General features: G+C 43.7%; 12 protein-coding genes. 2 read left to right on the forward strand and 10 right to left on the reverse strand.

Annotated elements, in window-relative coordinates:
* Positions 1 to 109 precede the first annotated feature (109 nt).
* Positions 110 to 1,225 (reverse strand): hypothetical protein, encoded by a 1,116-nt coding sequence (locus NL643_RS04690; protein ID WP_253643989.1) that lies wholly within the window; start codon positions 1,223 to 1,225, stop codon positions 110 to 112.
* A 40-nt stretch (positions 1,226 to 1,265) separates the two neighbouring features.
* Positions 1,266 to 2,588: an anaerobic sulfatase maturase gene (locus NL643_RS04695; RefSeq protein ID WP_253643990.1), complete on the reverse strand. Its 1,323-nt coding sequence runs from the start codon at positions 2,586 to 2,588 to the stop codon at positions 1,266 to 1,268.
* 177 nt (positions 2,589 to 2,765) lie between these two features.
* Between NL643_RS04695 and NL643_RS04700 the strand changes: the two genes are divergently transcribed.
* Entirely contained in the window at positions 2,766 to 3,554 is a 789-nt protein-coding gene (locus NL643_RS04700; RefSeq protein ID WP_253643991.1) for an SUMF1/EgtB/PvdO family nonheme iron enzyme, read from the forward strand.
* Between the two features lie 58 nt (positions 3,555 to 3,612).
* On the opposite strand, the gene NL643_RS04705 is transcribed toward NL643_RS04700, so the two are convergent.
* Positions 3,613 to 5,934, reverse strand: a complete 2,322-nt coding sequence (locus NL643_RS04705; RefSeq protein WP_253643992.1) for a multiheme c-type cytochrome — start codon at positions 5,932 to 5,934, stop codon at positions 3,613 to 3,615.
* A gap of 393 nt (positions 5,935 to 6,327) precedes the next feature.
* Between NL643_RS04705 and NL643_RS04710 the strand changes: the two genes are divergently transcribed.
* Complete coding sequence (locus NL643_RS04710; protein ID WP_253643993.1) at positions 6,328 to 7,893, forward strand: arylsulfatase; 1,566 nt, start codon at positions 6,328 to 6,330, stop codon at positions 7,891 to 7,893.
* Positions 7,894 to 8,073: 180 nt separating this feature from the next.
* Here NL643_RS04710 and NL643_RS04715 read toward each other — a convergent pair whose 3' ends face one another.
* The 7 genes from NL643_RS04715 to NL643_RS04745 form a co-directional block, all read right to left on the reverse strand.
* Complete coding sequence (locus NL643_RS04715) at positions 8,074 to 9,495, reverse strand: aspartate kinase (protein WP_005393366.1); 1,422 nt, start codon at positions 9,493 to 9,495, stop codon at positions 8,074 to 8,076.
* 84 nt (positions 9,496 to 9,579) lie between these two features.
* A complete protein-coding gene (locus tag NL643_RS04720; RefSeq protein ID WP_005393369.1) occupies positions 9,580 to 9,966 on the reverse strand; it encodes an ectoine synthase in 387 nt (128 codons plus the stop codon).
* A 15-nt stretch (positions 9,967 to 9,981) separates the two neighbouring features.
* Positions 9,982 to 11,247 (reverse strand): diaminobutyrate--2-oxoglutarate transaminase, encoded by a 1,266-nt coding sequence (ectB, locus tag NL643_RS04725; protein ID WP_005393371.1) that lies wholly within the window; start codon positions 11,245 to 11,247, stop codon positions 9,982 to 9,984.
* Between the two features lie 34 nt (positions 11,248 to 11,281).
* Positions 11,282 to 11,815 carry a diaminobutyrate acetyltransferase gene (ectA, locus tag NL643_RS04730; RefSeq protein WP_005393379.1) on the reverse strand — a complete coding sequence of 178 codons (534 nt, stop codon included), beginning with the start codon at positions 11,813 to 11,815 and terminating at the stop codon, positions 11,282 to 11,284.
* Between the two features lie 312 nt (positions 11,816 to 12,127).
* Positions 12,128 to 13,789 carry a BCCT family transporter gene (locus NL643_RS04735; RefSeq protein WP_253643994.1) on the reverse strand — a complete coding sequence of 554 codons (1,662 nt, stop codon included), beginning with the start codon at positions 13,787 to 13,789 and terminating at the stop codon, positions 12,128 to 12,130.
* Positions 13,790 to 13,980: 191 nt separating this feature from the next.
* Complete coding sequence (locus NL643_RS04740) at positions 13,981 to 14,727, reverse strand: 3'-5' exonuclease (RefSeq protein WP_253643995.1); 747 nt, start codon at positions 14,725 to 14,727, stop codon at positions 13,981 to 13,983.
* Positions 14,727 to 16,607 (reverse strand): DUF294 nucleotidyltransferase-like domain-containing protein, encoded by a 1,881-nt coding sequence (locus tag NL643_RS04745; protein WP_006741594.1) that lies wholly within the window; start codon positions 16,605 to 16,607, stop codon positions 14,727 to 14,729. Before NL643_RS04745 ends, NL643_RS04740 begins: the two co-directional genes overlap by 1 nt.
* Between the last annotated feature and the right edge of the window lie 82 nt (positions 16,608 to 16,689).

Below are 16,689 nucleotides of genomic sequence, written 5' to 3' on the forward strand. Positions count from 1 at the left end.
AGGTACGGGATGCAAATCCAAATGAAAGTATAGTTCACGATTAACAAGCGCAATTCAGAGCAACATATGCAACGACACCAGAAAGTGACCTTGTAACTAGAAACACGCTTTAATTAAAGAAGCTTACTGATAAAGTGTTGAGTTCGCTGGCGTCAACCTGCTCTGAAGTACTTTGACGTCCCTTTTTCTGATTAAGCTCATCAATCACGTAATCCGGAGCTACTTTCTTAAGTTCCGCTAAACACTGTTCAGACTTGGGGTTATCGTACCGAATGTAGATATCACACACTGCATAAAGCTGCTCCGGCGCGCCAGAGATCAAATAAGCTTTTTCAAAAGCGTCCACAGATTTTTTAAGATCTAACTCTTCTTGCAGAACACCATTTAAGTACCAAAAATAACTGTTGTTCTTTGCCATGTTAGCGGCCTTTTCAATTTCGCTAGCGGCATCATGCTTCTCACCAAGTCTTACTAGCGCCAATGACTTCGAGTAATGCAAAGCAGCGTTATCAGGAAAAAGTGTGATTGCTTCATCAAGTACTTGGATAGCTTGTCGATCTTTTTGTTGTGCTCGAAAATTGTCCGCGTAGCTTAACCAGACTTGCGGGTTACTTGGCATCAGCTTGGTTAGCTCTGGATAAATCAATGCCGCTTTGTCCCACTCTCGATGCCAACGATATACATCGGCAAGGAGTAATCTAGAAACGTTGTCAGTTTTCTGCGACAAGTAGGATGTTAAATCAGTCACCGCGCCTTCAAGTAACTGTTGCTGCTCCGAACTTAAACTGGCGTAATCTCGAACCAAGTTTATCGCTGCGGTAATTCGAACCATTGCATCGTCATCACTTAGCAACGGGGAAACCAGACGCCAGCGATGCTCTATCATATAGGGTTGAGCTCCTACAATTGCTGCTTCACGAATTCCAGCATCTGCATCTTTCAAACCACGAGCGACGGCAACCAAAGCGTTTTGGCTGGGGTAGTTGGCTAGTTCACGTAAAGCATCAATACGCTTTTCTGAAGACAACTTCTTGTTTTGTGCATCATAAGACAATTTTTCGACTTGCTGTGCTAGCGTCATTGATTCTTCTTGAGATGCTATCTCAACGGATGAAACTCTATCTGAATTGAGCGGAGGTTTATCTTGAGCCCAAGCGCCTTGGCTTAACGCTACACTCAGCGTGAAAGTTAAAAGTGACTTCGTAAAACGCGTTATCTTTTGCATTGATGAGACCTTACTTTTATAAAACTGGACCAGTTGAATCTTAGAACTTAGTGTCAAAAACAGGTCGATTAGACGCTTTCAGGTGTAAAACCTTATCGCTGTATTTACCGTGTACCACAGGGTTGCCCATCGCTCGTAAAATGTACGCCATTGATTTGTCGACATGCGCAAAAAACTTCTTCCAACCTGCACATAGATAGTTAAGGCCAGGCTCACCTTTTCTGGTGCGAATAAAGCGGTTTTTAGGGCATTCTCCAAAACATGCAAACTGATAATCGCAATGAACACACTGCTGAGGCAGTGTACGACTTTTAGCAAACCCGAATTTCTGCTGGTCAGGGCCATAAGCGAGAGTATCGAGTTTTTCGCGGTGAATATTTCCGACCTTGTATTCCGGGTAAACATAGTGGTCACACGCAAAGACATCACCGTTTGGTTCCATTGCTAAACCTTTGCCACAGATTTCACCTAGCGTGCATAGTGGGTTTTTGCTTCCCATCCATGTTTCCAAACTTGCTTCAAAATACTGTACAAAAACGTTACCAATATCATGCACGACCCACTCATTGAATATCGCGATAAGAAAGTTACCCCATGCTTCATCCGCCACACAAAATGGCTCGACAACCGAATCCTTGTGACCGGGAATCAGACGTTTATCACCTTGCATCAGTTGCTCATTGGGCTTCCAAGTTTGTGGCGCGGTTGTTCTGAAAGTTTTCTGCTCAACAATCGGAATAAACTGCATTTGAGGGGAACGTACTTCATCTCGTAAGAAGCGATACACTTCCAATGGGTTACGGCTGGTCAAGTTGTTCACACACGTGAGCGTTGCAAACTTCACTTCATGCTTATGTAATAGCTCAACGGCGTTCATCACTTGTTTAAATGTTCCTCTTCCTGCTCGATTTGTTCGGTAAGCGTTGTGCATCATCTCAGGGCCATCGATGCTTAAACCGACAAGAAAGTGGTTCGCTTTTAGAAACTCGCACCACTCATCATTAAGAAGCGTGCCATTAGTCTGAAGATCATTAGAGATCGTAATACCATGAGGGCGGTATTTATCTTGTAATTCAACAATTCTTTTGAAGTAATCCAACCCAAGCATGGTTGGCTCTCCACCTTGCCAAGAGAAGATAACTTCAGGTGTGTTCTGCCCTTCTATGTATTGGCGGATATAGCTCTCTAAGGTTTCATCATCCATTATTGGCGAGCACCCTTGCTTATATTCCAACAAATCTTGTTTGCTTAAGTAATAACAATAAGTGCAATCGATGTTGCAGGCAGCACCAATGGGCTTTGCCATCACATGTAAACGCTTAGATGCTTTTCCGTTGAACTGAGGCCCTTGAGTTATGTGCATTCATCACCTTCTTAGTTGCTAACCTGTCCCCAATGATGTCAAACCTAATCATCGAGTTAATCACCTAGGGTGATGATAATGTTCAATTATTCTCGGCGCTTGTTATAGTGTGTATAACCGTTTGTTATGGTTTTGCTTGCTAGACTTTCTGACCAAAGTCGTTGACGGAGTCGCCGAATGAAGCATCCCAAAAGTAAGATTATTTCCTTTGTCTCAGCCATATCGGTCACGCTGATAATTAATGGGTGTGCAACAACCCCACCAAACTCTCTCGCTCAGAAAATCGATCAAGATATGGTTCTTGTCGAAGGTGGGCAGTTTACGATGGGCGCAGATAATCCATCAGCCAAAAAGTCAGAGGGCCCAGCTCGCACTGTTAACGTTGATGGATTCTATTTGTCAAAATTCGAGGTAACTCAATCGCTCTTTGAAGCTGTCACTGGCTCCTCTCTGAGCTACTTTCGAGATCCAAATACACCCGTCAATAATATTAGTTGGCAACAAGCCAATTATTTCATTAAGAAATTGAATGAAAAAACGGGAGAGCATTACCGTCTACCAACAGAAGCAGAATGGGAGTTTGCCGCTAAAGGCGGAATTTTAAGTAAAGGCTTCACTTTTTCTGGATCAAACAATATTGACGATGTAGCTTGGTATGCGAATAACTCGCACAATCAGGCTCATAAGGTAGGTCAAAAGCAACCAAACGAGCTCGGGTTGTACGACATGACAGGTAACGTAGGCGAGTTTGTGATTGATGCTTTTGACGAAGGTTATTACAAAACAGCACCCAGTGATAATCCGGTAAACGCAAAAGAGGAAAAAGAAAGCCTTGCACACAAGTCTGTACGTGGCGGCAGCTTTGCTTATAACGCAGACGAATCTGAAAACTATCGCCGCGATTTTGCCAGCCAATCCGTCATTATGTCTGACATGGGCCTTAGACTAGCGAAAGACGTAGACTAAACTAAGTAGAGAAAGTGGCGCGATAAAGGCTCCACTTTTTACTATTGGTGTTTAATCTCTACAGATTCGCAATAGACGCTTTCAGCTGATCAATAGCCTGCTTAGGAGCATAATTACTCAGCTCTTTTAGACACCTATCGAAAGCAAAAGCGACAGCGCCTTTTTTATGATTTCTCGCTAGAACTTCGCATTGAGCATATAAATGTTGAGGGTTCCCACCAACTTTAAACGCAGTCTGCAATGCCTTACTGGCTTCCAGAACGTCACTTTTTTCCAAAGCTAGACCATAAACATACCAGTAGTGAGCGTTAGTCTTTCCTAGTTCTGCGGCATGTTTAAGTAGAGCTTTGGCCTCATCTTCCTTGCCTTGACGTAACAAAGAAAGACCGGCACTGTAAGGTAATGAGCTGGATTTAGGCTGAGCTTTCATCCCTTGTTGTAACACCCAGAGCGCAGCTTTTTCTTTCCCAAGGCGTCGATACAGGTCCGATAAATTCACGTAACTATTTTCGAAATAAGGCTCGATACTTATCGCTTCTTGGTATAACGCAATTGCCTTATCGATTTCGCCTAAGCTGCGGTATACATTTGCCAAATTGGTTCTACCAAAACCACGATCGGCGTTAAACTTTTGAATGTCCATGTACTCTTCAAGCGATGGTTGAATCCTATCTTTTTGTAACGGCGTCATTTGCGCATAGCTGGTCACTAATACCGAAGCCGCCTCCGCCCTCACTGAAAGTACGGGATCATCCAGCAGTGGTTCTAAAATTCGCCATCGATCATGAAACTCATAACCAGACGAGCCCGCGACTGCGCCGAGCCGAATCATTTCATTCTCATTTTTAACGGCCCTTGCGAGCGAAACAGTCGTATTTTGGTCAGTATTGCCGCCCATTCGCTCTAATGCAGAAGCTCGTATGATGTCTTTTAATGATGAATTCTGAGCAGAGTAAGCCAGAGCATTCGCCGCCCCTTTGTGCCCAATTGCATCGGCATAAAACGCGACAGCAAAGTGTTGTTGATTGAGGTATTGAGAGTGAGGAAACCATTCGGCTATCTGCGCATCCGCCCACTGGTTACTCTTATCCTCATGACAAGACGTACATACATTGGGCGTATCGATGTGTTTGCTCAAGTCAGGTCTAGGTACGTGCCAACTGTGGTCTCTACGAGGATCGACTTGCATATAAGTCGTTTCTGGCATGTGACAAGTCGTACATTGTGACGCTTTGGATCCCGCTTCATGGAAGGTGTGGTTTTCTGGGGTATATTCTGACGCAATATGACATTGTGAACATACCGCCTCTTCTGGGATGTTTAGTTTTGCCGAATGAGGATCGTGGCAATTGGTGCATGTTACGCCTTTTTCAGCCATTTCAGACTGAAGAAATGAACCGTAAACATAGTCTTCATCGTAAATTTGGCCATCGTGGTAGTAGAGTTCTGGAGTGATCAGGCTTAACCGATATTTATCGAAAAATGAGCCTTGAATGTGATCACCTGTCTCATTTAACTGCGTTCGACGGCTGTGACATTGTGCGCACGTCTGAACTTGATTTGTTTCTGCGATTGCTTTTGGTTGTAACGTTCTGTGGCCCTTCTCAAATACCCACTCGGTTACCGCTTTAGATAAATTTCGGTCAAAACCATAGTGACTATCTGTATCGAAAGAGCCTCCTGTAGATGCGGACTTTTTCGCCAACTCGATGTGTCCACTTGCAGGGCCATGACACGCTTCACAACCAACATTGATCTCGGACCAAGACGTGTTGTAGGTATTTTTGATTGCGTCATAGTTCTTCTTTACATTGGTCGAATGACAGTCTGCACACATGAAATTCCAATTTTGCCCAGTGTTAGTCCAGTAAAACTCATCTGTCGTTGTTGTCTCTGGATAAAGGTGAAACCAGCGCTGACCACCTTCCGATTTCGTCCTTGAATCCCATGCAAAAGGAATGAGCTGTACACGACCGTCTTCAAACTCCACCATATATTGCTGTAACGGTTTCCAGCCAAATGTGTAGCTAATTTTATAATCATGCCATTGACCATCAGGGCCTTGAATATTGACCCAATACTCCTCGCCTTGTCTAAAAAAACGGTTGGGTTGCCCATCATGCGTCACTGTGCGGTTATCAAAGTCACCTTGAACAGATTCTGAGTTTGCATGTTTCATTGCCATATCGTGATGAGAGCCCTTCCAAGCCTCCACCTCTTGTTGGTGACATTCCGCGCACGTTTGCGTGCCAACATATTCCAACCCAAGCTTCGTGGTATTTTGGGGACTCTCTATCACTGATGCCTGGGAAAAAAACGAACCACTCACCATGACGATACCCAGAAATAGACACCGAAACCGACCCGCCCACTGACTCATAACTATCCTTAGTATTTAGATGGTGCAACTTGAATCAATATAGTCGCTAACCCCTTGGTTATACAAATAATTAGAAGTGAAAGGCCTTCAAAATGAGTGCTCCATTCTTCGTCCCCCGATTAGGGAATATCTCGGTGTTTTTGCTGAAACTTTATTCGTCTCACCAGCAATCGGCAATGGTGTTTATTAGTGACCCATCTCTATTTTTAAAACCTCCCCAAATCATCACAATGACAAGTATTTTTATTTAGAAACAAATAGTTAAATACCCTCAATAACTTATGGTTATAAAGAGTATAAGAGGATTTTTCTATACACATCATTAACTTATGCAACACCTAAGCACAAGGTTTACTTGTGCTTCTCGTTACTCTCAACCACCTGGAGTTTTTTATGGCAAACCAATTGAGAAAAATCGCAGTAGGCGTCGGACTGTTAGCAACGTCCAGCGCAGCGATGGCGGCAGACAAACCCAACATACTCGCAATTTTCGGTGACGATGTCGGTTACTGGAACATCAGCGCATATAACCAAGGTATGATGCGTTACAAAACCCCTAACATCGATCGTATCGCGAACGAAGGGGCTTTGTTTACAGACCATTACGGCCAACAATCTTGTACTGCCGGTCGAGCAGCATTCATTACTGGCGAAGAACCATTTCGCACTGGCTTGCTGACGATTGGTATGCCGGGTTCCGACCATGGGATTCCAGATTGGGCACCAACTATTGCTGACTTACTAAAAGACCAAGGTTATATGACAGCTCAGTTCGGTAAAAACCACTTGGGCGATCAAGATAAGCACCTACCTACCAATCATGGTTTTGATGAATTCTTTGGTAACTTGTACCACCTTAATGCAGAAGAAGAGCCCGAAACCTACTATTACCCTAAAGACCCAGAGTTCCATAAAAACTATGGTCCTCGTGGTGTAATTAAATCTTATGCCGACGGTAAGATTGAAGATACTGGCCCAATGACGCGTAAACGCATGGAACACGCGGACGAAGAGTTCCTCGAAAGCACTTTATCGTTTATGGAGAAAGCTGTTAAAGCAGATAAGCCTTTCTTCATCTGGCATAACTCTACGCGCATGCACGTGTGGACCCGATTACAAGAGAAGTACCGAGGTAAATCCGGTGTTAGCATTTACGCTGATGGCATGTTAGAGCATGACGATCAAGTCGGCGTATTGCTCGACAAACTCGATGAGTTAGGCGTTGCTGACAACACCATCGTTATTTATACAACAGATAACGGCGCAGAGACCATGACTTGGCCTGATGGGGGCGCAACCCCATTCCACGGTGAGAAAGGCACGACTTGGGAAGGCGGTATGCGTGTGCCTCAACTTGTGCGTTGGCCTGGTGTCATTAAGCCAGGAACGAAAATCAACGAAATGATGGCTCATCAAGACTGGTTGCCAACATTGTTGGCGGCAGTTGGCGTTCCTGACGTGAAAGAAAAGCTTGCTGAAGGTTACAAAGCAAATGGTAAAGACTGGCGTGTCCATATAGACGGCTACAACTTCATGCCATACTTCGAGGGAAAAGAAGAGAAAGGACCACGTGAGTCTCTGCTCTACTTCACCTCAAATGGTGAACTAAACGCAGTACGCTGGAATGACTGGAAACTTCACTTTGCAACTCTAGAAGGAAACCTAAGCGACGCCGTGCGATCTGTACCAAACTGGCCTAAGATCATTCACTTACGTGCTGACCCATTTGAAAAAGGACCTAGCGAGTCACAAATGTACCTACGTTGGATGGCAGACAACATGTGGTTGTTTGTACCAATTCAAGACGTTGTTGGCGACTTCTTTAAAACGTTACCTGAATACCCAATGCAACGCGGTACAACTATGAACCCTGCTTCTTTAAATTACGACTCTTTGCAGATGCAAGAAAAGATGCAGCAGTTAGAAATGATTAAACAGGAAGTGAATAAAGTTAAGTAATTTAATTAATCACTCTAGATTGCGTTACTGAGCCAGCAGAGTTCTGCTGGCTTATCTGTATCTCTACGGACACACTTAGCTCGGTAGTTTACTCCATGCAAAGCGGGCCTATATTGAGAACACAGAAAAACAAAAAAGGAGAGCAAACCTGCTCTCCTTTATATTTTAACCGTGAATAAACTAAGCGACGTTAACCGATTTAGTTAAACTATTGCTCTGAAAGAATTCATCATGTAATGCGCAAATCGCACGCTGATATTCTTTATCACCCACTACGAACTGAACGTTTACATTTCTCATTGATGAGTGAAGTGCAACTGGCGTTACGCCATTGTTCATCAAAGAAAGTACACCCTTCGCTAGTGTCTTGTTAGTGTCAATTTGAGAACCGATGGCTGAAATCAGCGCGACCATACGGCCTTTAATCGACGCATTCGGATAGCGTTTTTCAGCTTTATACAATACTTTGTTCAAGCTATCAGTACTGCCACCTAGATAGTAAGTAATAGAGTTCGCGTTCATCTCTTTACCAACTAAACTTACGCGAGCATCAGAGATAATTTCCATTAATTCGTAGCTAACGTTATCGGCTTTTCCCACCATCGCTTGGTCAAACAAATGCAGTGCAAACACTTTTTCTTTACCTGCGATAATTTCGACTTTGTCTTCTTCTGGGCGGTAGCTTGAAGAGATCAAAGTGCCTTCGTGTTCAGGTTCAAATGTATTTTTGATCTGTAGCTCAATACCACTCTCGCGTAAACCTGCGGCTGCATTTGGGTGAATCGCTTCCATGCCAAGGTTAGCAAGTTGGTCTGCTACGTCATAGTTTGTACTACCAATTGGCAAAACTTTTTCAGGACCAACAACACGCGGGTCTGCAGAGCTCAAGTGATATTCTTTGTGAATTACCGCTAAATCCGCTTTTGTTATCGCTGCAATTCGGCTAAATGTCATCTCACTATAACCTCGGTCATAAGTGTGCATTAGGCCTTCCTTACAGTAAGCATAACCTGTAACGATTGGCAGTTCTTTTGACACATCGATATCAGCAAACGCATCACTGATCGATTCATCAAGGCTTCTTGGCGCTTGATTGTCCCAACCGGACAGGTCAACGAACTTAGCGTTAATACCCATATTTTTTAGTTTCAGTGCCGTGTTGTAAGCACTGTGCGCCTCACCGATAGACGACAGAAACTCTCGAATTTGAGGCAAATACTGACGTAACGAAAACTGACCGTACTGACAAGTTTCTAAAATGTTCGCAATACAGTTTTTTGCTTCAGCAATACGTGAGCGAATGAATTTATCTGCACGGATACGATTCATTGGGTCCGCGAAAATATTTTCATTTGTGAGCAGCATACGGCTTTCTACATATGCTAGCGCTTCTTCCCATTTGTCATCACGTTTCGCGATAAGCTGATAAACACCTGGCTTACTGGTTTTTTTACATTCGAGTAGCGCGTCGGTCATACCGCCGTATGCAGAGACGACAAAGATACGATTGTATGGCGATTTAGGACGAAGAATAATGTTGTCGAGAACAGCATCAAATGCTGTCATTGATGTACCGCCGATTTTTTCTACGGTAAATGTCATGATAAGCCTTTTTTGATTGGTAACTTTAAAAGAAAAAAGAAGAGATAGTTGATCGTGGGGTGACAAGCACCCCACCTCTATCTTTTAGTCAACGAGAGGATAAACACCGTTTTCATCGTGCACTTCAGCGCCGGTAATTGGTGGGTTGAATACACACGCCATTACCATTTCTTTATTCTTATAAGCTCTCAAGTAGTGCTCATCGTGTTTATCAAGGATGTATAACGTACCCGGTTTAATCGGATAAGTTTCTCCACCAACGACTTCAATTTCACCTTCACCGCTCATACAAAAAACCGATTCTAGGTGATTTTGATAGTGAATGTGTGTTTCAGTACCTTCATAAATCGTAGTAATGTGGAAAGAAAAACCCATGTTGTCATCTTTCAACAACATACGGACACTTTCCCAGTTATCTGAAACCACACGTCGCTCACTGTTGCGACACTCATCGAGTGTTCTGACGATCATAATTAATAATCCTTATTAAGATGCTTGTTTGAAATGTTTCGCAGCGATGGTTTCCACTGCACTTTCAAAGATGCTTAGTCCTTGGTCTAGTTCTGACTCGCTAATCGTAAGTGGGCAGAAGAACTTAACGACTTCGTCGTCAGGGCCAGCTGTCTCAATTACCATTCCGTTTTCGAAACAGTTTTTCGCGATTTCAGATGCCATATCACCGTTGATACACTCAATACCAACCATCATGCCGCGACCTTTTTTCTGTACAAACATTTGTGGGAAGCGACGAACGCAGCGATCAATAACAGCACTTACTTTGTCTGAACACTGCTTGATGTGTGTTTCAAAATCATCATTTGCCCAATAAATTTCTAATGCTTTCGCCGCGGTAATAAATGCATGGTTGTTGCCACGGAACGTGCCGTTATGCTCACCTGGCTTCCACTGGTCTAGCTCTGGTTTAAGTAGAACGACGGCCATTGGCAAACCGTAACCACCGATCGATTTCGATAGCGTCACGATATCTGGTTGAATACCTGACGGCTCAAAGCTAAAGAAAGTACCTGTGCGTCCACAACCAGCTTGAATGTCATCGACAATCACAAGAATGTCATTGGCTTTACAGATTTTGCTCAAACGTTGTAACCACTCGTTTGAAGCAGCATTTAAACCACCCTCGCCCTGCACAGTTTCAAGAAGTACAGCGGCTGGTTTATCCATACCTGCAGAGTTGTCGTTTAGCATGGTTTCGAACAATGCTAGACCATCAACGCCAGCGTAACCTTCAAATGGAATACGAGTGACGTTACTTAAGCTAGAACCGTTACCTTGTCTGTGATGCTGGTTACCCGTTGCAGCCAGTGCGCCAGCTGTACAACCGTGGAAACCGTTGGTAAATGCAACAACGCTGTCGCGACCTTTTACTTTTTTCGCTAACTTAAGTGCTGCCTCAACGGCGTTAGTACCGGTTGGGCCAGTAAACTGAACTTTGTAGTCCAAGTTTCTTGGTTTAAGGATGTAAGTATCCAACGCTTCAAGAAACGATGCTTTCGCTTCTGAGTGCATATCCAAACCGTGAGTAATACCGTCCATCTCAATGTACTCAAGCAGTGCTTGCTTAAGTACTGGGTTGTTATGGCCGTAATTTAGAGATCCCGCTCCAGCAAGGAAGTCTAAGTATCGTTCACCTTGTTCTGTTTCCAGCCAGCAGCCTTTCGCTTTACGAAAAACGACTGGGAAATTGTTTGAATATGAGCGTACGTTGGATTCCTGCTTTTTGAAAATATCCATGATGAGACCGTTTTTAATTCCTATTGTTTGAGGATTATTTGAGAGGAATGCGATACAAATATTCTGTATCGTGTTTGCCTTTAAAGTGGGCTTCTTCGTCCAAAAATGTGCTTACTTGGCCAGAGTTGCCGTTCATCGCATCTAACTTTTTGAACAATGCCCAAGAGGCTTTATTATCTTCCGTGATGGTAGTTTCTACCGATTTAACACCGCCCAATTCCTCTCGGGTGAGAAGTTCTTTCAACATGCGGAATGCTAAACCGTGACCTCTAAAGCGAGGTGAGACTGCAACTTGCCAGACAAATAAAACGTCTTGCTCGTCTGGTTTCTGATAACCGGAAATGAAACCTGCGATTTCGCCTTTTTGCTCAACCAAAATACTGGTTTTGCTGAAATGCGTAGACTGTAGGAAATTGCAATAAGATGAGTTCATGTCCAATGGAGGACAGTCTGCAATTAAGCTGTAAATGTCGTCACCATCAGAGATTTTAGGCTCACGAAAAATCCATTTTTTACTTGAGTCTTCTCCAATCTCTGGATAAAGAACCCAAGGTGCTGATGTGATCATGTGGAAATACATATCCTTTGAGGTCTAATTAAATTTCCTTTTTATTATGGGCATTCCTCGCGACTAAAAATCAAATAATCCGCCTTTTTATCGATATTTTTGTGATATAGATCACAATAATATGCCATTTAACCAAATCTTAAAATAGTTCGAGGTCTAATTTATTAAAAAATCACTTAAAGAATAAGTATAAAAAACGAACAGAAAAAACTGTCCTCCATGGTCTTCATTTCTCAGCAAAAATTCAAAAATAAAAAAAAGCGGCATGCTTTCGCATGCCGCTTTATTCAAATATTTAACTGCTGATGTTGGTTATTTCGATTTCTTCTTAGAAACCGCTTTTGGACGAGGTTCATCCATCAGGCCTTTTACTAGGGAAACCGTTGCAACAAGCAGAACAATCGTAAATGGTAGGCCTGTGGTCACGGCCATTGCTTGAGCTGCCGCTAGGCCACCACCAAGCATCAATGCAATCGCAACTAAGCCTTCAAACGTACACCAGAACACGCGTTGAGGCGTTGGCGCATCGACCTTACCGCCCGCAGCAATAGTATCAATAACCAGTGAACCAGAGTCTGAAGAGGTAATGAAGAATACCACCACCAAAATAATACCGACGAAAGATGTAATTTCAGCTAGCGGCATCACATCTAACATGGCAAATAGTTTTAACGGTAATTCCGCGCTGAACACGGCTTCATAACCATCGCTCACGTATTGGCTTATAGCGTTACCACCAAAAGCGGTCATCCATAACACACAAACAGAAGAAGGGATAAGGATAACGCAAATAATGAACTCACGAACTGAACGACCACGAGATACACGCGCAATGAACATACCGACAAATGGTGACCAAGAAATCCACCAAGCCCAGTAGAATGCTGTCCAACCTTGAGAATAGTTTACGTCTTCTCGTCCAAATGGCATTGATAGGGCAGGAATATTAGCCACATATGACACTATATTTTCGAAGAAGCCCGTTAAAATCGCGATCGTCGGGCCGACAACAATAACGAAAAGCAGTAAAAGCGCAGCGAGACCCATGTTGATCTCAGATAAGATTTTCACGCCTTTGTCTAGTCCCGCAACAACTGAGATTAAAGCGAGTGCGGTGATGCCAATAATCAATAGTACCTGCGTAGTATTCGTCATTGGAACATCAAATAGGAAGTTCAAACCCGTTGCGGCTTGAGACGCACCGTAACCTAGGGACGTTGCCAGACCAAAAACTGTCGCTACAACGGCAAGAATGTCGATAATGTGACCAGTCCAACCCCATACACGCTCACCAAACAGTGGGTAAAAAATGGATCGCATGGTAAGTGGTAAGCCTTTGTTAAACGAGAAAATCGCCAAACCAAGGGCCAATAGCGCATAGATTGACCACGGATGAAGCGCCCAGTGGTAAATCGTCGCCGCCATGCCTAGTGCAGATGCAGCACTTGCATCGCCTTCTGCACCACCTAAAGGGGCCCAGTCAGTACGAACACCATTCTCAACGTTCACGCCACCAATAGCAGAACTAAAATGAGACATAGGTTCTGATACACCAAAGAACACCAGACCGATACCCATACCTGCTGCAAAGAGCATTGCCAGCCAACCCGCATAGGAATAATCTGGCGTCGCTTCTGTACCGCCGATTCGTACACGACCTAGCGGTGTAAAAATCAACCCAACACAGACAATGACAAAAATATTACCAGATGCGAGAAAGAACCAATCCAAATGGTGTAACAAACCCGCTCTTAGATCTGCGAAAAACGGCTCTACCTGTTCTCGAAATAATAGTGTTACTACAACAAATAGGATGATTGCTAAACCAGAAATTGCAAAAACACGGTTATGAATATCAAGGCCAAACGGGCCTACTTTTAACGCGACGTTATCCTGACCAATTTGATAGTCAGTGTCTATCGCGTTTACCTTTCCATCGGGGCGTTGAATGCCACCGTTATTATCGGTGCTCACGGATAATCTCCTTAAAAATACGTGACCAAATTTAAATTACTTTCGTCGGAGTTTGAGTGATGAAACCTCCCATCACTACCAAGCACATGTTCAAAAAACATAGTTCTTATAAGCGGTTACTCAGTCCGCCATCATAATCGCAAAGCCCCCTACCTTTCATTGCATTTTATTGTCTTCATCATAAACAACGCTTATTGCCAAATCGAAGAGATTGGCATGCTTCGATTAAAATGATATTGCAACTGTGCTTGAAACAGTTCAGCAGTTGCCAGCGCATCGGTCAAAGCATGATGAGGTTGATAAGCAGGAAGGCGATACCTTTCACGAGCATGCCCCAGCCTGACAGAGCCTGGCTTCTTACCTTTTAACTTATTGAATAGGCCACTGCATTCACGGCGCTGTATCGCGTGTTCAATGTCTAGCGTATCGACAACGGGAAACTGTATCCCCTCCCCAATGCTATTTAGCAACGCGTTATTAAAAAACTGCCTTTCGATATTTTTATAATGAACAAGCACAACTTTGCCTGACAGCGCATCCAATATTTCCCCTAAAATGTGGGTTAATTGGGGTGCGTTTTTGACTTCAGAATCAGTGATGCCATGAATCACGACTGACTCTTCGTTTAACTCACGATTAGGGTTAACAACCCAATGCGCAGAGCCACTACATTGAACACGATCAATGGTAAACGGCACAAGTCCAATCGTGAGAATTGCATCCTCTTCCGCATTCAAACCTGTCGTTTCAAAATCTACCGAGACAAATGGCACTTCCTCAACTGGGGTTTCCCCATTAACCATCGGTGTCGAGTAATAACGTTTGAGCCTCTCGTCTCTTGCTTCTTTCTCGAGCTGTTTGAATAACGTTGACCACTCTGGCGTCCGAGACGTATCCAACAACGGCTGATCTTTTGCTGCCTTTTTTGAGAACCACATTACTTGCTACTTCTCTGGTATCGGAACTTGATGAAGTTCTGTGCATTACTAAGGATTTGGAAAGCAGCTTTTAAGTTTCGGCGCTCAAACTCTGACATGTTCTCTGGCTCAATGTTGTTATCTGGTTCATCTCCATTTTCGATATCGAGTGCTTGATGACGAATTCGAACCATGTAGATCAATTCCATTGCATCCCTCAAGTCCATTCCTCGACCTTTAGGTAAAATGCCCGCATCATTGATATCGTCTAAACGGTCAAACGAGTTTTGCGAACGGGAACCAATTGCCAATGAATGTACTCGAATCAAATCTGCCAATGGCGCAGTACCTCTTCTTTTCAAATTAATAGAATTGCGGTGACGACCATCTTTTTCCATAACAAAATCTTTAAAGAAGCCCAATGGCGGTGTACGACGTATCGCGTTGTAAGCCATACATGCAAGGAAGCGGTTGTTTCTTTTCGCGCGCCTAACAATAAAGCTGCTTAATTGTTCCGCCCACTTCACTCGCCCATGAACACCTAATAAATCAAAAAAGATATTACTGTTTAACAACCTTTCAGGAGTTGGGTTATCTATCCAGTTGCCAAAGCACTCCTCCCACTCCGCTCGGGTTTTTCGCCACTCTGGATTGGTTGCCATAATGTCGCCAGTACAGTAAGCATAGCCACATGCTGCTAAACCATCACAAACGAATTTGGCAAACTTTTCAAAGTACTCCCCGTGCATCTCAACATCATAACTGTTGTCGAGAATAAGGGCGTTGTCTTGGTCCGTTACAATTAACTGCTCATCCCTGGCCATCGATCCCATAGCGACCAAACAATACGGAATTGGCGCAGGGCCAAGCTCTTGCTCTGCTAATTCAGCCAAACGCTGTTTAAAGCTACTACCAATTACCGACATGGCTCGACCAATCATATGAGCGTTGGCATCTTCATTCACCATTCGTACAAAGCAGTCTTTCACTTGTTCAGAAACTTGCTTGAGATCTTCAACGCTGGTTTGTTGGAAGATGGAGCTAACGAGTAACAAACTGTTTTGAGATTCATAACGGACAATATCCGTCATGCCAATAATTCCTATCGGCTTTTTATCTTTTAAAATAGGGAGATGGTGCACGTTGTAGCGCAACATGGTTAACATGGCTTCAAAGACATAAGCGTTGTAATCCAGAGACACCACGTCATAACTCATGACCTCACTCACTGGGATATTGGTATCAATGCCCTGAGCTAATACGCGAATACATAGATCGCGATCAGTCAATATTCCAAGTAGTTGTTCATCATCTTCTTCTGTGAGTTCTTCTGCTGGGCGAACAATAAGCAAAGAGGTGACATTTTCCTCCGCCATCAGTATCGCGGCTTCTTGAATCGATGCCGTCGCCTCCAACGTTACCGGATCTCTCGCTAAGATCTTACGTGCCTTGGCAGTGGTAAAGTCATTGCTTTCTGAGCGGCTGGATATTGCGCTTCGCAAACGCGCGCTGTCTTCCAGTTCCATGTAGTCAGCAAAGTTTTCAAACTCGTCACAAAGCTCGTTGAAAATATCCTCCGGAATACAGTAAACCAAGGTGTCTTCTATCGCTTTGGCAGGCATACGCACACGGTTGTTCATTAACAACCCCATCTGTCCAAACAGTCCACCAGCGTCAATCCTGTTATAGAGTTCGCCTTTACGTCGGTAGATCTCCACAGCGCCGCTTCTCACCATATATAAGTCGCGGATCGTGTCTCCAAAATTGAGTATCTCTGTGCCTTGCCGAAAGTATGCAACCTCGGCATTTAGAGCGATCTTTTTTAACTGCTCTTCGGGTAGATCATCGAAAGGTGGGTACTGACTAATGAAGTTGAGCACTTCTAACTGTTCGGCTTCCATCTTTTATTCCATACGTTGCCTAAACTACAGCGATAAATATCACCAAGATTGAAATCAATCAATGAATAAATCTAAGAATAAC

The organism is Vibrio sp. Y42_MX_L11 (genome assembly GCF_024181785.1).
Taxonomy (GTDB): domain Bacteria; phylum Pseudomonadota; class Gammaproteobacteria; order Enterobacterales; family Vibrionaceae; genus Vibrio; species Vibrio diabolicus.

Coding starts and splice junctions, on each gene's coding strand:
- NL643_RS04710 (WP_253643993.1), top strand. CDS start 6,328: ATGGCAAACCAATTGAGAAAAATCGCAGTAGGCGTCGGACTGTTAGCA.
- NL643_RS04690 (WP_253643989.1), bottom strand. CDS start 1,225: ATGCAAAAGATAACGCGTTTTACGAAGTCACTTTTAACTTTCACGCTG.
- ectB (WP_005393371.1), bottom strand. CDS start 11,247: ATGGATATTTTCAAAAAGCAGGAATCCAACGTACGCTCATATTCAAAC.
- NL643_RS04720 (WP_005393369.1), bottom strand. CDS start 9,966: ATGATCGTCAGAACACTCGATGAGTGTCGCAACAGTGAGCGACGTGTG.
- NL643_RS04700 (WP_253643991.1), top strand. CDS start 2,766: ATGAAGCATCCCAAAAGTAAGATTATTTCCTTTGTCTCAGCCATATCG.
- NL643_RS04705 (WP_253643992.1), bottom strand. CDS start 5,934: ATGAGTCAGTGGGCGGGTCGGTTTCGGTGTCTATTTCTGGGTATCGTC.
- NL643_RS04740 (WP_253643995.1), bottom strand. CDS start 14,727: ATGTGGTTCTCAAAAAAGGCAGCAAAAGATCAGCCGTTGTTGGATACG.
- NL643_RS04695 (WP_253643990.1), bottom strand. CDS start 2,588: ATGCACATAACTCAAGGGCCTCAGTTCAACGGAAAAGCATCTAAGCGT.
- ectA (WP_005393379.1), bottom strand. CDS start 11,815: ATGATCACATCAGCACCTTGGGTTCTTTATCCAGAGATTGGAGAAGAC.
- NL643_RS04745 (WP_006741594.1), bottom strand. CDS start 16,607: ATGGAAGCCGAACAGTTAGAAGTGCTCAACTTCATTAGTCAGTACCCA.
- NL643_RS04715 (WP_005393366.1), bottom strand. CDS start 9,495: ATGACATTTACCGTAGAAAAAATCGGCGGTACATCAATGACAGCATTT.